Below are 19,572 nucleotides of genomic sequence, written 5' to 3'. Positions count from 1 at the left end.
GTGATAAGTTTGATAAATTCAAATTATCTTGAGTTTAGATTTAAAAAAACAAAACTAAATGAAACCTAAAAAATTAAATCAAGTCACTGATTTTGATATTAAATTACTTAAAATATTTAAAACGGTCTGCGACTGTCACAGCTTTACATCTGCCGAAAGTATTTTAGGTATTAGCCGCTCTGCAATTAGTTTGCATATGAGCGATTTAGAAAATCGTTTAGGCATTCGACTATGCCAACGTGGTCGCGCAGGTTTTGCCCTGACCGATGAAGGACGGGAAATTTTAGAATATATCGAAGTACTCACAGCAGCGATTGAAGACTTCCGTTCTAAAGTTAACCAAATGCATAATCGTCTTAAGGGTGAGTTTAATATCGGTATTATTAATAACCTTGTGACTATGCCTAGAGGTTATATCACCAATACCTTGACACAACTTGCTGAAGAGCACTCCGAAGTGATTATTAACATTAGTATGAGCACCCTGTCAGATATTGAGTGCCGCGTGCTCGATAACCGCTTACATGCAGGTGTTATTCCACTTGTTACGCCTTTGTCTGGTCTAGACTATTTCGATTTATATAGTGAAAGTTCATTTTTGTACTGCGGCAAAAATCATCCGTTGTTTAGCCAGTGCAGCAATATGAATCTAGATGAGTTAAAAACATGGCAAGCGGTTCTCCCTAATTATGCCATCACACCAGAAGCAGCAAAGTTGCATCAGCTTTTAGACTGTAAAGCGACAGCAAGTGACCGTGAAGGCATCGCATTTCTGATTTTAACTGGAAAATTCTTGGGTTTTTTACCCGACCATTACGCAAAAAAATGGGTTGAAGATGGTTTTATGCAAGCTGTTTCAAAAGAAAAAATGCATTACAGCACACCCATTTGTTTAATTACTCACAAGGGCAAAAACCACAATATTATTTTAAAAACCTTTATGGAAATGCTTGAGAAGCGGATTGTTGGGGGTTAAAAATCTTTGTTTTTTAATTTATTGAGCTCAAACATTGCATTTTTATATTCAAGGTATGCCTTTTCACTGATTAGAACCACAGCATCTTTCTCTTTTCGTGTAATTTTTACGGCGTAACCTAACAGCACTCTTTCCATGACCTTTGAAAATTGTGATCTTGCATTGGCATAATTAATTTGTTCCATAATATTAGCCCTTCTCAGATAAAAGAAAGCCACTTCTGATATTAAAGTGGCTGTGATTACATTAAAAATTGTATCGACCTAATAAGTTGATTCGAGATAATTTCCCTTCTAAATCTGAAAATGTTTCTCTCTTCCCATAGGTGTATTCAACACCAAGATCGACTTTCTCAACAGGCGTCCAAAATAAATTGACGCTTGCATTGATTAGCCTTTTATTTTGATCAGGGTTATTTTCTGAAAAATTTGAATCTTTATAGATAAGACTACCAGCAGACAAAGAAGAGCGTAAATTTTCATTCCATTTACGCATATACCCTAACTCGACAGAATCAAATTCACTTAAATACATCCGATTTTGATCAAAGTAGAAGGCATCATTATCTTTTGAATAAAGCATATAACGATTATCACCAGCTATGTGATAGTAATTAAACACAACTGAGTCATTTTCAGAAAGCTTATACTTTGTGCCTAATCCAGCACCCCAAGCAAGTTTAGTTTGTTCCTCATTCGCATTAGAAATTGCTCGTTTTTCATGAAGCATACCGTGCAATTGAACCAAGAAATCTGGATTCTTAAATTCATATCGCATGGTTAATGCAGGAAAACGGCTTCCACCTTCTACATTTTTATTTTCAACATCACCGCCTTCCAAAGCGACTAATAGTTTTTGTTTGGCATCAACGATATGCTGATAACGGACCTGTATATTACGCTGAGTTCCCGTGCCCATCGCACCTGTAAAATCAACCAAACTTGGAGCTGTATCACTATTCACAAAAGGTGAAGTCGTCTGGCCAATCAACCAATTTCCTAGTGAAATATAAGCGTGTCTAACCCGAACCGAACCATTACCGTTATCTCCACCACTTCCCATGAAATCGGCTTCTAACTTTCCAACCAAATCTCCTTTCGAGGTCGGCTTAACGATATCCACCCCTACACGTGAAGTCGCAGCAGAGACATTTAATAATTTACTTGTTGAGTTTGAATTGTCTAATGGTATTGACCCTGTTTTATTCGCAATTGAACGCGTTGAACCTTCAAAATCATATGCAGCATCAACACGTATATTTCCATAAAATTTAATTTTAGTCTGATCAGCCGAAACAGGCTTATAAGCGTTTGATGTTTTGTTTTGGCTCAAGTCAGGTACTTTGTTTAATCCATTATTTTTATTTAGATTTTGCTGCTCCATCAGATAATCTATTTGCTGTTGTAATTTAATTATTTTTTCATTTAGCGCCGAGTTATCTTCGCTTTCAGCTTTGGCTTGCTGCAAAGTCATACTCATTAATAATGATAAAGAAATTATCCCTTTATATTTCATGTCTTTTTCCTTTAGACGAAATCACATAGACCAAATTGAAATTTCCTATTTTTCAATCAGTAAAATAATGATTATTGAATTAACTTTAGATAGGCTAACGAAGCTCAATCATTGACTTCGCTAGTTCCCGTCGAACTTAAATGGTTTTGAATAACCTTATTCCGGTAATTCACATCCCTTTTGTTTTAAGCTGTTAATCACCCAGCTACGGTCATTTTCACCTACGGCGATTTGCTCTAATTGCTTTTGTTCAGCGGCATGTTTGGCGCTTGCTTTCAGATAAACTTCTTCGACATCTGCATACGGCACGCTTAAAAGCCCATCCTCATCCCCTAAAATTAAGTCTCCCGGTTCAATTACCATTCCATTAATTGCGATAGGGACATTAATTTCCCCCGGTCCGTCTTTATAAGGTCCTCGATGTGAAATTCCTGCTGCAAAAAGTGGAAAATCTCCCTCTCCAATGACAACCGAATCACGAATCGCGCCATTAATAACGATGCCGGCTATACCTTTCTTAATGGCATACGCAACCATCATCTCTCCAATTAATGCATTGGTTAGATCGCCACCAGCATCAACCACAATGACGTCTCCCGGTTGGGCGATATCAATAGCATAGTGCAACATCAAGTTATCACCCGGACGAGCCTTAACTGTAATGGCAGGCCCACAAAGATATCCCTTTTTATGCATTGGTCTTAATTGAGCCCCACCTGAAGTCATTCGATTCATTGAGTCACTGACATTAGCGACTGGTAGATCTCGATATTGCTCAATCCATTTTTGCTCAACTTTTCTGTCGTTTTTTAGCACTCTAAAACCAATTGCCATAACTTTCCCCTTAGATCAGTTTTCTTGTGCAAATTAATATGACAGCATTTTTTGAAATGTCATTTCATTTTTAATTAAATTTAAACTAAAATTTACTCAATTTTTAAATTTATTTTTACTATTGACTATTTTTTTGAAATGTCGTTTTAATAATATGGATTATTAAGGACGTATTTTGCTCAAAATACTTAAATGGAGTGCAAGTCAAAATGAAACGTAAAGTTCTTATCACGGGGCCAACATTAACTTCAGATGCGTTACTGTATGCTCAGTCTCATGATATTCAGTTGATTCCAACTGAACCCTACATGGCAAAAGATGAAATGGAAAAACTCATCCATGATGAACAACCTGATGCAATCATTGTTCGAACAGGCAAACTTTCTAGAGATATGATTTTTGCTTCTGATAATTTAAAAGTGATTGCAAAACATGGTGTTGGGTTTGACACAATCGACACTCAAGCTGCTGCTGAACGAAAAATTCCTGTCACTATTGCAGTAGGCGCGAATGCACAATCTGTTGCCGAACACGCTTTTGCACTCATGTTTAATGTTGCTCGACAAGTCACATGGTTAGACCAACGTATTCGAGAAGGTCATTGGGACAAAGCAAGTGCAAATGGTGTGGAGCTTTATGGCAAAACGTTGGGCTTAATTGGTTTAGGGGCAATCGGTAGCATACTCATGAAGTTAGTGGCTCCCTTAAACATGAAAGTAAAAGTATATGATCCGTTTTTACAAAATTTGCCAGAGCTCGATTATGTAGAACAGGAACACGACTTTGAAAAACTTTTAGAAACCAGTGACATTATTAGCCTACATTGCCCACTCACAGCTGAGAATAGACACTTATTTTCTCATACCCAATTTAAAAAGATGAAACGCTCAAGCATCTTAATCAATACAGCACGTGGTGAATTAATTGATCAAGCTGCATTAGTTGATGCACTAAAAAATAATAAAATTGCTGGTGCAGGTTTAGATACCTTTTCTTCAGAACCACCAGAAAAAGATAATCCACTATGGGAATTACCTAACTTGGTTGTGACTCCTCACATAGGAGCAAACACAACAGATTCACGTAATCGCGTCGGTCTTTTAGCACTTGAACAGATTGTGAGTATTTGGGATGGCCAATTACTAAACCCACGAGCTATCGCTAACTGGAAGTTACTCAATAGCTAATCATGGAACTCAATTGTTTCTAAGCTTTTAGATGCGAGAACAATTAAAATACTGAATATAAAAAAGGATTTTTTTATGTCTACAGAATACTCTCAACCGAGTGCGATTGAACGCGAAACGATGCGCAAGGTGGCGTGGCGATTACTGCCTTTTTTAACAATTTGTTATGTCATCGCTATTATTGACCGTGGCAATATTGGTATGGCTTCATTACAAATGAATGAAGACCTTGGATTAACAGCTACTGCTTTTGGTTTTGCCAGTAGCTTATTTTTCTTTGCATATTTTCTATTTGAAGTACCCAGCAACCTCGCTATGCAAAAATTTGGAGCAAAAGTATGGATTGCCCGAATTATGGTGACATGGGGGGTAATATCATCCGCAACTGCATTCGTTGAAAGCTCCACATCATTATATATTATGCGGTTCTTACTCGGCGCTGCCGAAGCAGGCTTTTTCCCTGGTGTAATTTTATATTTAACCTATTGGTTGCCTGCAAACTATAGAGCCAGAATGGTCGCAATATTTATGGTGGCAATTCCGGGTGCAAACTTTATCGGTTCACCACTATCTGGACTTTTATTATCGCTAGATGGCTGGATGGGCATGCGTGGGTGGCATTGGCTATTTATTTTAGAAGGTATCCCTGCCATTTTATTAGGTATTGCCTGCCTATTTGCACTGACAGATCGACCAGAACAAGCAAAATGGCTCAATAGCGAACAAAAAGCTTGGTTAGTTGAAAGATTACAGTTTGAACGCCAACAAAAAACCCCAATTGGCCATATTTCACTATGGCAACTTTTAAAGAATAAATATATTTGGTCTATGATCATTATTTATTCTGGTGCTTCTGCTGCTGGAAGTACAATGAGTGTTTGGGCACCACAATTAATTAAATCATTTGGTTTGAGTAATTTAGAAATCGGTTTAGTAAATGCGATTCCTTATGGCTTAGCTTCTATTGCAATGATTTTTTGGGGTCGTAGTTCTGATCGTAAAAATGAACGCCGTTGGCATACAGCAATCACACTATTGATGATCTCATTTGGTTTATTAATTGCTTTGTTCACGTCTTCACTTATTGGCACAATCTTTTTACTCAGTGTCGTATTAATTGGTGCTTATTCTATGAAAGGTCCTTTCTGGGCTTTAGCATCCTCATGGATGTCACCGACTACAACGGCGGCAGGTCTAGCAGCCATTGGTGCATGTGCTAATTTAATTGGTGGCGGCATGATGGTGAATATCTATGGCGCAATTCATGATGCAACAGGAAGCCACGCTATTGCCTTACTTCCACTTGCAGCCTTAAATCTCGTGTCGGCTATCATGGTTTTCGTTATGTCTAGAAAAAAAGCTGTTTTGTTTAGCCAACCACAAAGTACTTCATAAACAATATACATAAAAAGGGGCTAACGATTTAGCCCCTTTTTATATCTACAATATTAGAATTAATTACGAATACTCTTACCACCTAAACTTTTTGTTAAATCATCTGCAATTTTGAAGAAAAAATCCCCCACAGATTTTGCAATTTCCGCAGTAAAACGACTTGATGGCCCCGAAACGACTAATGCTCCAACTACATCATTTTGAGCGTCAAATACTGGCAATGCCATTGAAGCAGCATGTGGCTCCGTTACACCCGTTGAATAAAAAGGTTCAGTTCTCGCTAAAACTTGTTCGTGTGTTGATCGCAATGCTTGAGCGCCTGCTGCCCCATCCATTGGTCGAACTTCGCCCGGCTGAATATGAACACGCAGTCGATGGGTAGAGTTCACTCTGTATTGGCAAAGACGATATGCCCCATGTTTAACGTAAAATGAAGCAGTTTCACCAGTTTCATCAACAAGTTGCTGTAAACACGGAACCACATGCCTCTCTAGATCTAAAGCATCTTGATAAATTGTATTTAAACGCATAACTTCGCTGGCAAGCGTATATCTGCCATCCGAAAGACGGTTAACAAAACCAAAATCTTCTAGCGAAACAATTAAGCGCATGATAGTTGCTTTATTTAATTCTGTTCGTTCTGCGAGTTCTGCTAGGGTTAAAGATTTATCACCTATTCTAAAAGCAGTTAACAAAGTTAAAAGGCGATCAGCCGATGCATTTCCGCTTGTTGCTGGGTGAGGTTTAATTTTAACCATGTTTTTCCTACAATAGCTTGATATCAATTTTAATGTATTGAATTAGGTTTTTAACTTTACCATATTTCTTATATTTTAATTCTATCTCTCGACAGCAACTTCTTTCATTTATCAAAGTACTTAAAATATGAAGTATAGCCTCATTATTAGTATGCTTTACGACTAACAATGAGAGCTATATTAATTTCAATTTTAAGCGTGTATTACGCCTCTATCTTTTTGTCTTTACTACTTGAATAGATAAAATATAAAGCAATCCCTAGGCAGATTAGCGCTCCTAATCGATACGGTGAAAAAGAGAGCATTTCATTACCAAACCAGCCAAAGTTATCAATCAAGATACTCATCAAAAGTTGTCCAAAAATTACAGCTACCGTAGCTACGGCAGCTCCAATTCTTTGCACGGCCATTACCATAATGACAATATACGGCACTCCACACATAGCACCCAACAACTGCCATTTGGGAACATCTAACAAGGTTAAGGTTTGTTTTGGTTCAAAGTAAAAAATAAGGAGCGCCGTAATTAAAGCACCGACTGAGAAAGTCAAAAAAGCACTACGAAATACACCAACTTTTGCTCCAAGTTGACCATTAATTGCGGCCTGTACACTCAATAAAGCACCACCAATGACGGCGAGAAGAATCATTAAAATTGTCATGCGGGTCTCCTATGCTTTTGCGACAAGTACAAGTGCAGCAACAATAAAGATGAGTGCCAAAATTCGTTTACGGTCTACTTTCCGATGTGGAGTTCCTAGTAAACCATAGTGGTCGATGATCAGGCTTTTAGATACCTGTCCCGCTAAAATGCCTATCATTGTCATGGCAATACCGATAACTGGAGTAGTAATGGTCAAAATAATGACGTAAGCAGGACCCAAAACCCCACCCAGTAATTGCCAAGATGGAAGTGTAAAAAATGAAGGACTATTACGTGGACTAAAAAACAACATGAGTAAAAAGGTAAGTGCTGCACCCACACCAAAAATACTAAAGGTGGCCCACAACTCACCCACTTCCTTTCCTAACGGCCCTAAAAGCCCTGCTTCGACCGACAGCCCCATTCCCCCTAAAATGGTTAGGAGTAGTAATAGAATTTGCATCTACATTGCCTCTTCTGTATCTAGGCAACCAATACTAAGGTAGCCAATTCATCAGAAAAACAGCATAATTCATGAATCACTTTTGCAGAAATTGCACAAATGGATTTAACAAATTCGATTGATATCCGCACGCTTCGGTTCTTTATTAGTGTTTACAATGCTCAAAACTTTTCGAATGTAGCGCGTAAAGAAGATGTGTCTGCATCTATGATTTCTCGAACCATCCAACAGCTTGAGGATGCGTTGGGACAGCAACTTTTCTACCGTAATACGCGAGCAATCACACCGACCGAATCGGGCAAATTATTTTTTGAATATGCAAAAAGAATTACTGAACAATTTGATGAAGCACAAAAGGCTTTACAAGATAAAACCATAGAGCCATCGGGACTCGTCCGCATCAATGCTCCTGTATTTTTTGGTCAACGGCATATCGCGCCGTGGTTGGCGGGTTTATCAGAACGTTATCCAAGACTTTTAATAGAGCTAATTCAAACCGACGAATTTATAGATCCATTACGCGAAAGCACCGATTTAATATTTCGCATTGGAACGCTAACTGATTCATCATTTCATGCACGTATTTTTGCTACACAAAAGTATCATTTGGCCGCCTCTCCTCAGTATGTTGCTAAATACGGTACGCTTGATCACCCAGCAGAACTTAATCAACACAAATGTCTAGTCTATAAAGGTTTTGAAGGGCCTAACCGTTGGTTAGTGCGGAAGCCCAATGAAGAATGGATACATTATCCAATTACCCCCTTACTTTCTTCAAACAATGCCGAGAGCTTAATGACAGCTGCGCTTCATGGTATGGGGATTGTTCTATTTCCTGATTGGCTGATTGGTGAAGCTTTAAAACAAGGATATTTAATCAAGCTTTTACCTGAATATGAATTCGCGATTAAATCCCAGCCACAACATATTGCAGCCATTTATCCAAATGTCCGCCATCCTCCCTTAAATATTCGAGTGGTAATAGATTATTTTGCTGAAATCTATGGAGACACACCGTATTGGCAGAATTAATTTTTTATTTATAACAAATCTATAAAGACTTATCCGCACATACTAGCAACTATTCTTTTAGTTTCTGGGTTGATTACTATAGTGACTCTGTCGGGGCGAAATTCTTCTGTAACTGGCTCCTCAATGTAAGCACTTCGATAGACTCTTGCATTAGTCATCGATAGGATCTGCTTTTCTGTTAAATCAGTTTTACCTATGAGATTCTTAGCTTTAACTGGATCACAATCAAAAGACGCATCCCATTCTTTACTTGTGCTAGGCACTACAGGCTTAGATTCTATCTCTTGTTGTTGTCCTTGAGCTGGTTTAGGAGCTTCTGCGTTTAATACATTATTTGAACAAGCTGAAAGCAGGCTTATCATAAGCCCCCAAAGAGCATACTTTTTCATATTTCTAAATACTAATTATCTATTTAAAACTAATATATCATAAATTAGAAAGGTAACCCCCGCCCACAGCCCATATAGCATAGGGCTTACCGCATTGTGATAATCTATTAATTTTTAAAATAAAATCAGTTGATTGCTTTTTAGCGTAGAGAATTGGAAGACAAATATCATACATCACGAAACTTGCTTAAGCGTGAACACTTCATCCATATTTCTAGAATATTTCTCCACTTTTTCCCGCTCTATGTTGAAAATATTTTTCCATAATCCCCTCTACTCACCACAATTTAGTAATTTTTCCGTAGCCTTAATAAGAATATCAGTTGGTCTATTCTTTTTAACAACTGGATACAACAAGCTTTTTGTAGAAAAGAATCAGCAAATTATGTTGGATACCATAATTCATGCAGGAATACCATTTCCTGAATTCATGGCAGTCTTTGTGTCTCTTTGTGAGTTTGTACTAGGACTAATGCTTATCATCGGGCTTTTTACTCAACTTTCTTGTTTGATCTTAATCTTTATTTGTTTTATTGCATTCATCACAGTAGGCATCTATACAATTCCATCAGGACTAGATTTAATAACTTGGACAAGTTGGTTTTTTTATATTCATGATCTGCTTTATATATTTATTCTAACTTTTATTCTTTCCAAAAAGCCTGATCCTTTAACTCTTGATCATTTGTTATTTAAAAAGTATATGTAAATAAAAGTTCTGCTAACAATAAATCTTTAGCAGGACTTCGTATAGCTAAACATGTTCGACTAATAGAGACCAATTAACTGGTCTTTTTATATATAAGATCACTCATTAAAAAACCCACCGAAGTAGGTCATTTATATTCTATATAATAGCTGTTGCCATCAGAACTGTTGAAAACCATATTTAAAGTAGGGTAAATAAATTCACCTCTTAATAAAATATATTCAACTTTAGTTCTCTGAACTCTAGATGAATGTTTGATTTTATTAGTATTTTCCTCTGTATAGTTTGCCTGTGCCCTTGTTTCTTTTCCTTGGTAATCAATAATTGTAATGTCTTTTAGCATTTATATGCTCCAATTTAATTAGACATATTATGCTTAACAAAATTTTTATACTATCAATATTTTGTAGGCAACTAATTTAAATTAATTTTTAAAATTTAATCATCTGTACATTGAGAAAATTTATATATGTGTGCTTTATGTACCCCTACTTGAAATTGAGATAGGATAATTTCTAGTTTTAAAGGATAAGACTCAACAGGTTACATATAATTGATTTTATTTACGAAATATACAGTCGAAATAAAGTCCATTTCTATGACATATCAACACATATCAATCTTAAAACAACCGTAATGTAAAGTGATTTAAAGCGTAGTATGAACTTTCCCTAGTGAAGATAAGAAGATAAAAATGTCAGGTTTTAAAAGTTTTTCTCAAAATACAACTAACAACGCTAATGTCATTAAAGCCCAAATGAATAAGCATTCTGCAACACAACCACCTACCGAAACTCAACCATCAGAAGTTCCTGGCACCGTAAAAGATCTGCCAGAGAATAATGATCAACCTGATCCAAATAACAAATAATTTCTTATTAACAGTGCCTTGGAAGTTATTTTGAGGTCCTGCTACTACTAAGAATAAATTAGTGCACTGATTTATTATACTATTAACTACTTTTATCAATTTGATTTGTTTAGTTATTTTAAGAAATTGCAGCCATTCATTCCAGAAAATTGATATGACTAGTCTCTCAGATATGAGGGGCTTTTTTAATTGTATTTCTACTTAACCAGTACTTACCCACTCATTAAAAAGAGCACCTAAGTGCTCTCTCATCCTTATTGATTTTTGTATAAGGCAAAATTTATTGCCCTATCATATGCCTGTTCCTGTAACTCCGTATATACATAAAAGTGCTGTTCTGCTTTGGTAACAGGGTTAATAAGTTTCATTGGTTCATAACTATGAGTATTTAAATCATTAGGGTCAACATCAAAAGCTTCTAATTGCTGCTCTCTCCATTCTCCACTTAGTACACCACCTACACAAAGCCATTTCGTTGTATTGTCTGACATATCTAATCCATATTTTGGAGGTGTTTACATACCATAACACGCCGTTCTTTGAGCTGTATTATTTTTTCATGACTAAAAAATCGATCATCTAATTAGATGGCTTCTTCAGTAAAGTAATTTTAGGATCCATCACAACAAAAAAGCCCTCCATTAGAGGGCTAGATTCAAAGCTACTTAAGTAAACTTACAATATTGGTCCAACCCATCTTATGAGCCAAATCTAAAGGAGTCATTGATTGATTATTTACCTCCAACTTATTCGTATTCAACCTTAAAAGCTCTTGAACAAATAAATAATTACCCGCTATAACTTCACGATGTAATAATTGATTACCACTTTCATCTTTTTCAGTAATGATTGCAGGGTCTGTCTTTATAATATTTATGAACTGATCCAAAATATTCTTACACATGGGGTGTTCATCTAGGTTTTCGGGACAATTTTTCTGCTCATAAACTAGAAAAATTTCATCAGGATTACCAAAATCAATCCCCCATGCCTCATCATATTCTTTACGATCTGATGCATTTAAGGTCTTACGATGTTCTTGAATCGTAAACCCACCATGAACAGTGCCATTAGATAAGAACATCCAATCGACTATAGACTCAAATTGAAGCCTTACTGTTTCACCAGCTTGCACATTATCAATAATATAAGGTTCGTTTAACAAAGTTCCTGAAATTATACTGCCATCAAAATCAACTTGATCAATCCACATATACTCAATTAAAGGTTGATTTTTATCTTCAAGGTTTTCTTGGATAAATGCACACTTCACATAAGCCAGTTCTAAAGCTGGAACAATCCGTCGATATTCCCAATAAAGTTCACGCCAAAAATATTTAAATGTACTTATAGCACTCTCAAAAGCTAGAATCATTTCTGGAGATTCATTCTTATGCAATTTATTCATATAATCCATATTACAGTTAATTAATATTGAACTTGCTTATAATAACACTATGATAAATTTAAATATCTTTAAATTTCTTAACAATGACACTAATATTTATAAAAAAATAACGGCCAAGGCTAAGACCAAGCCAAAGTAAGATTCTTGAGAAAAAACCTCTAGCAAAGCCCATTCAAACAGGTTACCTTTTATATAAATTAAATTTTGCAGTTAGTTAATTTCCTAAAGTTTAGGTTTAGTTCAGTTATATTTATTATGATCAAAAAATTAAGTACATTATTAATATTATTGTCTCTATCACTTCATGGATTAGCTGCAATACATATGAGTCCAAGAATAGGAAGCTCCTCTTATAGTGGCCCCCTCGACACACTTATATTAATGATTGTGGGGATTGGAGCTTTATATTTTTATTATAAGTCATTCTTAAAATGGATTAAACGAAAATCAACTGGTGAAAAACCAGAACGTAAACTTGGTCTTGATGACTGGGGCATTACACTTGCAGGATATGTAATGGTATCAATATTTGCATGTGGACCTATATTTGAAATACTACAAAGTATAGGCGACTATCAACTTGTAAGAGACACTTGGTATATTGTATTTATATTTTGTTTTGGATTATTGTTTTTTTTAAGAAGAACCTAAGAAGCTATCTAATATATAAATTAAAAATCCCAATAATAATCAATATTTAGTGGGATTTATATAGCGAAACATGTTCGACTAACTTAGATACTTCAGTACTGATACTTATAATTAAGATATAGAAAATAGAGAGCGTACAATACTCCCGCGACAATGAGAGTAAGAAAGAATGAAACTAAACATATGATTTTCATTTCAAATGATATATTCGCTTTAATTCCTGTCTCTTGCTCTCTTCTTTTTATAGAAAGATAACCTTTCATATTCCAAAAAGTGAAAAATATAATCGTAATAATTATGAGACAAAGCAAAAGATAGTATTCTGATGTGAAAGGATTATTGATAGCGTCATTGCATTTTTGCTTTTCTATTATTTCTGCTTGAGTTAATTCAGTTTTCACTGAAACACCCCATTTCTGACTATCAGGTAGAAAATACTTATATTCACAATAATCTATAAATTTTTCTTTCTGATCACGTCCGTCTCCTCTAGTGCCAGAAGATGAGGTGTGATTAAGCCTTACTGTAGTAGTTGTCATTTGCCATTAGTATTTAAAAATTTGGTGCAATTATAAATACCGACTAGCTCTAAACTCAATAAACACCACTACAACAAAAAAGCCCATCTTCCGATGAGCTTTTTATTTAATTAAGATTATTAAATGCATTAGGCTTTAAATTCTGCTAATACAAAGTTTTTTACTATTTCATCAAAATTAGGTTTCAGAAGAGTTGGCTTGCTATCTTTTATAGTTTTATACCAATAACTCGCTGCAACTCCCATACTAATCAAAGCTAACAATTTCATTGCTCACCTCACTTATTGGGAAGAGTGAAACTTAAAGTATCATTCGCGTTTGTAGCGTTCCAACTCGTTTAAGAGAGTTTTCTGTATATTTTTTAAGCAATGTGTAATAAAAAAGGCCCATATCTTGGTGAGTTTTTTTCCTTTAACACTATGTATTTATACTAAGAATAATTAATGATCATCATTGAATTTTAAGATAAAATTAAATTCTTTAAATATTTTTCATTTTTCATAGTAAGTTAAAATTATCGCAAAAAACAATTAAAATGTGATTTAAATAACATTTTATGATTGCTGTTTATTATATTCTTTGTCAAAATAAAGATATTTCAAATATTAATAATTTTTAGATATGGCAAATCAATTAAATAGTTTTGTAGAATTATTAGATAGGCTGGGTTTACCTGAAGAAATTAAGAAAACTTGTATAATTATTATCGCATTTATTTTAATTGTATCAATGCTTATTACTATCCTAGAGAAAATTGGAATTTTAAAACTCTTCTCTATCTTTTTTTCTAAAATTTTTACTAGTCCAAATACAACCGAAGACGATATTAAAGCATTAAATGAGCTAATAGACTTTGAACCATTAAAAGCAGACCAAGCCAAGAATAAACCCTACGCTTTATATGCCAACTCTCTTAAAGAATTAGCACTTTTGAATAGCTACTTTAAGAGTAATTTAATCGATATTTTTACACTAAAATATTTATTTACTCGCAAAGATCCTAAGCGAGCCAAAAGACTATATTCTCTGAGACTTGACAAATATTTAGAAAAATCTGGAGACAGATATATTCTAAAAAAATGGGTAAATTTCTGGGTAGTATATATTCCACTTTGCATATGGCTATTCATTTATTGTTACTTAGCTTTTATATTCTTAAAAGCTCTATTCTTATCAAAAGAATTCCAAAATAATGAACCTATTGCTCTATGGTATTATTTCTTGATTGTTGTTGTAGTTCTTGGAACTGGATGGTTAACAAGTTTTCTCCTACAACCTTGGCAAGCCAAAACTTTTACTAAACTTAAAAGTAATAATCCACAATTAAGATTACAAAGAAAAGGTTATAAAAAATAATTATTTATTTTAGGAGTTATTAATGAAACCAGCAATTGTTATCGGCAATACCACTGATCACGGTGGCATAGTTAGTACTGGAGATAGTACATATCTAATTGATGGTAAGGCCGCCCATGTCGAGGGCATGACTCATTTTTGCCCTAAATGTAAAGTTACTGTCACTGCTCTCTCAAGTAGCCCGCTTGTTGTGATTAATGGTCGTGCAATAATTGTCGCTGGTGATAAAACTAGCTGTGGTGCAACCTTTTTACCAAGTCAGAATTTATTAGTTCGTGATCAAGGCAGTTCAAGCGGATCTGGAAGCTCTACAACAAACGATAGCTTGGTTCAAAATACAGAAAAAGAAAATAGTGTCATTTTCAAATTTAAAGATCCAAATACAGGTAAACCATTAACCGATTTTCCATATATTCTTACTCTTCCAAATGGTGAACAGATAGAAGGTAAAACTAATAAAGCAGGAAAAACGGAACTTACTGTGACCGGCGTAAAACCTGAACAAGTCAAAATCGAAACCTTAGATCTTTCAGAACCAATGCCACCTTTGGAGTAAGAATTATGGGTAATCAGCCAATTACTAAGAATATTCCCCCTAATAGCAAAGCTTGGGATGGCTATCCTTCTAAAGTTGAAAGCTGTAATGTTCCTAAGCCATTCTGTTATTTACAATTTGATCGACCAATTGCGATGCCTTACACCTTCATGATGTCTTTACAACAATGGGAATATGTAGAAAGAAGGAATAAATTAGAGTTTTTATTGGCAGTACGATTTGGCATGGAATATGACATTGCCAAATTAAACGAAGACGTTTTAATTTCTACGGGCTTTCATACTGGAATGTATGTAAAGTTTCAAAATTATTTAAGAAAACATTATGAAAAAGATGCAGCTGTTTTAATGGCAGTTTTCCAAAGTAATGCTTTCACTACCCGATTTGGAACATCTTTTGCGATTGAAGATTTAGTTGGTCTAAAAGGTGCTATCGATGATTTACGGATTGACGATATCATGACTGGGGCACATATGATTTCACGAAAAAATGGTTATGCTACACAAATTAATAGAAAGATGTATCGACAAAACTTTAACCAAGACTACAATCCTACTATGTTAAAAACCTTAGCTGCTCAAGGATTATATCCTGATGAAATCGAAGGAATCTTCTAGAATGAAGAAATATTTATTAATTTGCCTTTTACCTATTTTTACTACTGCTTGTAGTGCCAAACCAACCCCACAAGAAGAACTAGATATTCAAGCTACCTTTTTGCCTACTGTATTCAATCTTGATGCCGGTACTTATGCTTTAGCTCCAAAACAAGCTCCTACTGCTTTAAGCAAACAATTGTACGATGATGCTTTATTTAAGCTTGGTTTATTAAAAAGATATGATGACCAAGCAAGTGCAGAGTCTAAACTTGAAAAGTCTGTAAGACCTGTTGCTTTAAATACTTTATGTTTAATGAGTAAGTTTGTTAATAACCCAACTTATGTAAAAGCTGTAAAGCATAGTATTGAGCAAGAGCCTGATTTAAATAAATGGCTCAAAGAAAAACAACCAAAATGGCAAGAAGCTTTGAGAAAGGAAAATCCAGAAATTTTTGACTATCCATGTAATATAACCATAAAGCCGCTTTAAGCGGCTTTTTATATTTATGAATAGATCTTAAAAAATGGATTTGAGCATTATATTTATTATTTATTGTTTTGATGGATTTTATAGTCTAATTTAATATCTGTTTTAGCTCCTAGTTCTTTTCTCAAACTATGTGTTATTGGTAAAGTTAAATCATTAACTTCATCCAACATTTCTCTAAGTTGGGTATGACATTCTTTTTTTCTTAGTAAAAGTATCAATTTCTTAATCTGAGATTAATTTTTCTAATTTTTCACTTTCATTCAAATATTTATCAATAAATTTAGAATTTCAATTAAATTCTAAATTTATCTATACCCCTTTAAACAACTATCTAAATGATTAATTAGATTTAAGTTAAAAATTACATCTAATTAATCATTTTAAAAAATTAAAATATAATTAAACGTTTATTATCTTCTTTTCCCAAATAATCTATAGGAACATTATAACTCTCAGCTTTATAACGTTCATAAAGATCATTTAATGTATTTTCATCATAATTAAATTTCTCCCTCCAAACATCTCCATAATATAATGAGATAATTTTAACAAAAAAAACTAAAGGATTTAAAACTCTAGCAACTGGCCATCGATTATCAGAATGAAATCCTATATGAAAATGAGAAGCAGGATGAAACTTATCATCATATTGACTAGGGGAGTAATCATATCTAATTAGTGGAATATCAAAAATAAAGTCAGCTTCATTAATAAGCTGCTGATACTCAAGCTCAGTTAATTCCCCGCTATCGAATAATTCTTGAATAGACTTAACTTCTTCTTTTAAATCTATGAATTGATATGGATTAGGATAGTACGCATACCTTAATTCTTGTTCACCATTACTATTTCTGGATTCAGAAAATTGAAAACAACCTTGATCTTTTAAAGATATATTATACTGATTATAATCAATAATATAATTATATATTTCCGTATAATATGGAGATGTTTTACATAACTTCTTTAAATCATTAGAAACATTTAATGAAGTTCTAGAACCATGGTGTGAATCAATATCCAAATCTCTCGCTAGGGATGCCACCTTTCTAATATAGAAGCTTAAATCTATATCAGTCATTATCATATCCCCCGAGAAGTCTTTGCATTTCCTCCTCAATTTCATCAATTGAAAAGCCATTTCCTTTAAGTTTATTTACTTCATCTCGAAATTTTATTTTCAATTGCTCTTTTTCACTTAAATCACGCTGAATATAATCTAAAGTTGCTTTATTAGGTACATTGAACTCTAAATTAGGTGATTTTTCTAAGCTTTCATCAATTTCTTTTTTAAAATGATTTGCTTCTTCTCCAACTCCTGTAATTCTTAACCATGCTTTAGTTCTTGTAAATGCAGTAAAAATTTTATTCCGTGTTTGTCTTAATTTCTTTAATGAATAAAGTGAATCAATTCCTAAAACAAATACGCATGCAGCTTCATTTCCCTTTGCTCTATGTACAGTAGTAAGAGTAATCATATTATCTAAAATAAATGGGGGGTTTTCAGAACTAGAAGCTAAAATATTATTTGTTAATATGTTTAAATCACTTAATTTATAAGAAATCTTCTTAAAGTAAGCTTTAGCATGCCTATCATCAAGTGATATAATCATGATATCGGAAGGTCTTAACCCTTGCTCAATAAAATGCTGGATTTCTTTAATTATATAGTTAATTTCTTGGTCCATTGAAAAAGCAATAAATGTTTTTATAATTTCATTTTTGCTTTGATACTTTGATATTGATAATGGACTATTTTCAGGATTCCTTCTAATAACTACATTTTCACCTTCTTCATACTTACCCTTAATTAGTTCATATCCAACATCTTTCCAATGATCTATATTTTCTAAAATTTGAACAGGTTCATCATATAATCCAAAACCTAAAGCATGAGCTGTTACTAAAACATCTAGAGGGTTTCTATAACACTTATGTAATACAATATCATTAGATTGTCCCCAAGTTAGATGTGATGAAAATAAAGTCAAATCTACTAAAGGATTTCCCTCATTATCACTTCCAAAAAGCTCTAATGGAGTTCTAGTATAAATATTAAAGATAGTTTGAAGATCATCATATGCCCATACAATATTTTTATCTTTACCCGTATTGCCTGTAGCTAATTTATAGCATAATCGAAAGAATTCATCTGGCAAATCTTGTGCCTCATCAATTAATATATAATCATACTTACTATTAATTTTTCTTTTCGCTAAATCAGCACAAACAAATTCAAATGGATCATTTTTATTTTGAACATCTCTATAAGATAATGGATTATATCCATTATCTATTGCCGCATTAAAATAAACACCGTCAACCTTATACCCACCCCATGCATGAAGTACATCAATATTTTCCCAGTTCGGCTCTCCACCCGAGAAATGTCTATAGAAATTACTAATAACTTTATAAATTAAACTATATAAGCTCTTTGTGTAAAACGTAAACAATATTTTCTTTTCAGGATATTGTAAATGGATATAGGCAGCTTTCATTGCTAAAATAATTGTTTTTCCTGAGCCAGCTAAACCCCTAATTCTTTGAGGACCATTGATGAGATTTATTGCAGCCTTCCTCTGTTCGGAGTCAAAATTAATGATCTCATCTTCTAGTTTTATTAAAATATTTAATTTATTTTCTTTATCTTCAACTAATGACTTTCTTTGAGTAGGTTTAGATAAAGCTTTCGCACCTTCTAATATTGATCGAATTTCATCTATTTGTTCTTGTGTGAGATCAACGTCCTGTTCAATTAAAAAATTATTTAAATCTTGTATAGATGAAAGCAGATCCTCATCATCTTTAGTACTGGCTGGTGAAAATAATTTTGTTTCAATATCAAAAGAAAGATTTTTCCTTTTTCGTAAAATTGAACTTTTAATTAGTAAACTATTGACGTGACTATATGTATCATTTAAAGACTCAAATTTATCATCAATAAATTTTTCACTAGCAGTAGCAAATAAAACAACCCCAACTTTTTTCGAAATTAATAAAAAATTGGTCTTGACAGTGTTATCCTCATATCCTTTAAACACAGGATAGCCATAATATAAAATACCATCTTGGATTCCTATTTCAGAATCATAAGCGTTTAGATGATCAATAAGTTGATTATCTAATCCATGTGGCTCTAATTCGGTTGCTATGATTGTTTCAATGGCCACTTTACTTCCCTTAAGTACTAAAATTTTA

Annotated in this window: 26 protein-coding genes; 11 read left to right on the top strand and 15 right to left on the bottom strand. The window is 33.9% G+C overall.

The window, feature by feature from the left end; genetic code table 11:
- Nucleotides 1–58: 58 nt before the first annotated feature.
- Nucleotides 59–976, top strand: a complete 918-nt coding sequence (locus AC52J8_RS08685; protein ID WP_069035717.1) for a LysR family transcriptional regulator — start codon at nt 59–61, stop codon at nt 974–976.
- On the opposite strand, the gene AC52J8_RS08680 is transcribed toward AC52J8_RS08685, so the two are convergent.
- From AC52J8_RS08680 to AC52J8_RS08670, 3 genes are all read right to left on the bottom strand, one after another.
- Entirely contained in the window at nt 973–1,161 is a 189-nt protein-coding gene (locus AC52J8_RS08680) for a type II toxin-antitoxin system Phd/YefM family antitoxin (protein WP_000435195.1), read from the bottom strand. The genes AC52J8_RS08685 and AC52J8_RS08680 overlap by 4 nt on opposite strands.
- A 61-nt stretch (nt 1,162–1,222) precedes the next feature.
- Nucleotides 1,223–2,491 carry a DcaP family trimeric outer membrane transporter gene (locus AC52J8_RS08675; RefSeq protein ID WP_069035716.1) on the bottom strand — a complete coding sequence of 423 codons (1,269 nt, stop codon included), beginning with the start codon at nt 2,489–2,491 and terminating at the stop codon, nt 1,223–1,225.
- A gap of 156 nt (nt 2,492–2,647) precedes the next feature.
- A complete protein-coding gene (locus AC52J8_RS08670) occupies nt 2,648–3,325 on the bottom strand; it encodes an RraA family protein (protein WP_086398761.1) in 678 nt (225 codons plus the stop codon).
- 197 nt (nt 3,326–3,522) lie between these two features.
- On the opposite strand from AC52J8_RS08670, the gene AC52J8_RS08665 reads away from it, so the two are divergent.
- On the top strand, nt 3,523–4,512 hold the full coding sequence (locus AC52J8_RS08665) for a hydroxyacid dehydrogenase (RefSeq protein WP_081310847.1): 990 nt from the start codon (nt 3,523–3,525) through the stop codon (nt 4,510–4,512).
- 75 nt (nt 4,513–4,587) lie between these two features.
- Nucleotides 4,588–5,907, top strand: a complete 1,320-nt coding sequence (locus AC52J8_RS08660) for an MFS transporter (RefSeq protein ID WP_086398762.1) — start codon at nt 4,588–4,590, stop codon at nt 5,905–5,907.
- A 59-nt stretch (nt 5,908–5,966) separates the two neighbouring features.
- Here the strand turns inward: AC52J8_RS08660 and AC52J8_RS08655 are convergent, their stop codons facing one another.
- The 3 genes from AC52J8_RS08655 to AC52J8_RS08645 all read right to left on the bottom strand — a co-directional run bounded on the left by AC52J8_RS08655 (nt 5,967) and on the right by AC52J8_RS08645 (nt 7,771).
- Nucleotides 5,967–6,665, bottom strand: a complete 699-nt coding sequence (locus AC52J8_RS08655; protein WP_002113797.1) for an IclR family transcriptional regulator — start codon at nt 6,663–6,665, stop codon at nt 5,967–5,969.
- Nucleotides 6,666–6,868: 203 nt separating this feature from the next.
- Complete coding sequence (locus AC52J8_RS08650; protein ID WP_086398763.1) at nt 6,869–7,327, bottom strand: DMT family transporter; 459 nt, start codon at nt 7,325–7,327, stop codon at nt 6,869–6,871.
- A gap of 9 nt (nt 7,328–7,336) precedes the next feature.
- The gene (locus tag AC52J8_RS08645; protein ID WP_032063377.1) at nt 7,337–7,771 is read right to left on the bottom strand and encodes a DMT family transporter; all 435 of its coding nucleotides are present in this window, start codon (nt 7,769–7,771) and stop codon (nt 7,337–7,339) included.
- A gap of 99 nt (nt 7,772–7,870) precedes the next feature.
- Between AC52J8_RS08645 and AC52J8_RS08640 the strand changes: the two genes are divergently transcribed.
- Complete coding sequence (locus tag AC52J8_RS08640; protein WP_086398764.1) at nt 7,871–8,803, top strand: LysR family transcriptional regulator; 933 nt, start codon at nt 7,871–7,873, stop codon at nt 8,801–8,803.
- Between the two features lie 29 nt (nt 8,804–8,832).
- Here the strand turns inward: AC52J8_RS08640 and AC52J8_RS08635 are convergent, their stop codons facing one another.
- A complete protein-coding gene (locus AC52J8_RS08635) occupies nt 8,833–9,192 on the bottom strand; it encodes a hypothetical protein (RefSeq protein WP_171293751.1) in 360 nt (119 codons plus the stop codon).
- A gap of 244 nt (nt 9,193–9,436) precedes the next feature.
- On the opposite strand from AC52J8_RS08635, the gene AC52J8_RS08630 reads away from it, so the two are divergent.
- Nucleotides 9,437–9,901 (top strand): DoxX family protein, encoded by a 465-nt coding sequence (locus AC52J8_RS08630; RefSeq protein WP_086398765.1) that lies wholly within the window; start codon nt 9,437–9,439, stop codon nt 9,899–9,901.
- Nucleotides 9,902–10,028: 127 nt separating this feature from the next.
- On the opposite strand, the gene AC52J8_RS08625 is transcribed toward AC52J8_RS08630, so the two are convergent.
- Entirely contained in the window at nt 10,029–10,244 is a 216-nt protein-coding gene (locus AC52J8_RS08625) for a hypothetical protein (protein ID WP_068526816.1), read from the bottom strand.
- Nucleotides 10,245–10,595: 351 nt separating this feature from the next.
- Here AC52J8_RS08625 and AC52J8_RS08620 point away from each other — a divergent pair, with 351 nt between their 5' ends.
- Nucleotides 10,596–10,772 carry a hypothetical protein gene (locus AC52J8_RS08620; RefSeq protein WP_171071502.1) on the top strand — a complete coding sequence of 59 codons (177 nt, stop codon included), beginning with the start codon at nt 10,596–10,598 and terminating at the stop codon, nt 10,770–10,772.
- 254 nt (nt 10,773–11,026) lie between these two features.
- On the opposite strand, the gene AC52J8_RS08615 is transcribed toward AC52J8_RS08620, so the two are convergent.
- The 3 genes from AC52J8_RS08615 to AC52J8_RS08605 all read right to left on the bottom strand — a co-directional run bounded on the left by AC52J8_RS08615 (nt 11,027) and on the right by AC52J8_RS08605 (nt 12,352).
- Entirely contained in the window at nt 11,027–11,263 is a 237-nt protein-coding gene (locus AC52J8_RS08615) for a hypothetical protein (protein WP_061875132.1), read from the bottom strand.
- Nucleotides 11,264–11,433: 170 nt separating this feature from the next.
- The gene (locus AC52J8_RS08610) at nt 11,434–12,147 is read right to left on the bottom strand and encodes a DUF2314 domain-containing protein (RefSeq protein WP_086398775.1); all 714 of its coding nucleotides are present in this window, start codon (nt 12,145–12,147) and stop codon (nt 11,434–11,436) included.
- A 91-nt stretch (nt 12,148–12,238) separates the two neighbouring features.
- Nucleotides 12,239–12,352, bottom strand: a complete 114-nt coding sequence (locus tag AC52J8_RS08605) for a hypothetical protein (RefSeq protein ID WP_014206862.1) — start codon at nt 12,350–12,352, stop codon at nt 12,239–12,241.
- Nucleotides 12,353–12,435: 83 nt separating this feature from the next.
- On the opposite strand from AC52J8_RS08605, the gene AC52J8_RS08600 reads away from it, so the two are divergent.
- Nucleotides 12,436–12,831, top strand: a complete 396-nt coding sequence (locus AC52J8_RS08600; protein ID WP_329958953.1) for a putative four-helix membrane protein — start codon at nt 12,436–12,438, stop codon at nt 12,829–12,831.
- 92 nt (nt 12,832–12,923) lie between these two features.
- Here AC52J8_RS08600 and AC52J8_RS08595 read toward each other — a convergent pair whose 3' ends face one another.
- Both AC52J8_RS08595 and AC52J8_RS08590 read right to left on the bottom strand, forming a co-directional pair.
- A complete protein-coding gene (locus AC52J8_RS08595; protein WP_057075146.1) occupies nt 12,924–13,370 on the bottom strand; it encodes a hypothetical protein in 447 nt (148 codons plus the stop codon).
- A gap of 128 nt (nt 13,371–13,498) precedes the next feature.
- The gene (locus AC52J8_RS08590; RefSeq protein ID WP_000770264.1) at nt 13,499–13,639 is read right to left on the bottom strand and encodes a hypothetical protein; all 141 of its coding nucleotides are present in this window, start codon (nt 13,637–13,639) and stop codon (nt 13,499–13,501) included.
- Between the two features lie 352 nt (nt 13,640–13,991).
- On the opposite strand from AC52J8_RS08590, the gene AC52J8_RS08585 reads away from it, so the two are divergent.
- The 4 genes from AC52J8_RS08585 to AC52J8_RS08570 are packed head-to-tail and all read left to right on the top strand — an operon-like array spanning nt 13,992 to nt 16,371.
- The gene (locus tag AC52J8_RS08585) at nt 13,992–14,726 is read left to right on the top strand and encodes a hypothetical protein (protein ID WP_086398767.1); all 735 of its coding nucleotides are present in this window, start codon (nt 13,992–13,994) and stop codon (nt 14,724–14,726) included.
- A 22-nt stretch (nt 14,727–14,748) separates the two neighbouring features.
- Complete coding sequence (locus tag AC52J8_RS08580; protein ID WP_014206865.1) at nt 14,749–15,282, top strand: PAAR domain-containing protein; 534 nt, start codon at nt 14,749–14,751, stop codon at nt 15,280–15,282.
- Between the two features lie 5 nt (nt 15,283–15,287).
- A complete protein-coding gene (locus AC52J8_RS08575) occupies nt 15,288–15,899 on the top strand; it encodes a hypothetical protein (protein WP_014206866.1) in 612 nt (203 codons plus the stop codon).
- A gap of 1 nt (nt 15,900) precedes the next feature.
- Entirely contained in the window at nt 15,901–16,371 is a 471-nt protein-coding gene (locus AC52J8_RS08570; protein ID WP_086398768.1) for a putative periplasmic lipoprotein, read from the top strand.
- A gap of 388 nt (nt 16,372–16,759) precedes the next feature.
- Here AC52J8_RS08570 and AC52J8_RS08565 read toward each other — a convergent pair whose 3' ends face one another.
- On the bottom strand, nt 16,760–17,452 hold the full coding sequence (locus tag AC52J8_RS08565; protein WP_086398776.1) for a DUF2290 domain-containing protein: 693 nt from the start codon (nt 17,450–17,452) through the stop codon (nt 16,760–16,762).
- On the bottom strand, nt 17,445–19,544 hold the full coding sequence (locus AC52J8_RS08560; protein ID WP_086398769.1) for a DEAD/DEAH box helicase: 2,100 nt from the start codon (nt 19,542–19,544) through the stop codon (nt 17,445–17,447). The genes AC52J8_RS08565 and AC52J8_RS08560 overlap by 8 nt, the downstream gene beginning before the upstream one ends.
- Nucleotides 19,545–19,572: the final 28 nt, after the last annotated feature.

This window comes from Acinetobacter sp. S-1 (assembly GCF_059579785.1).
Note: the sequence above shows the minus strand (reverse complement) of the source record. Positions and strands in the feature narration are given on the sequence as shown.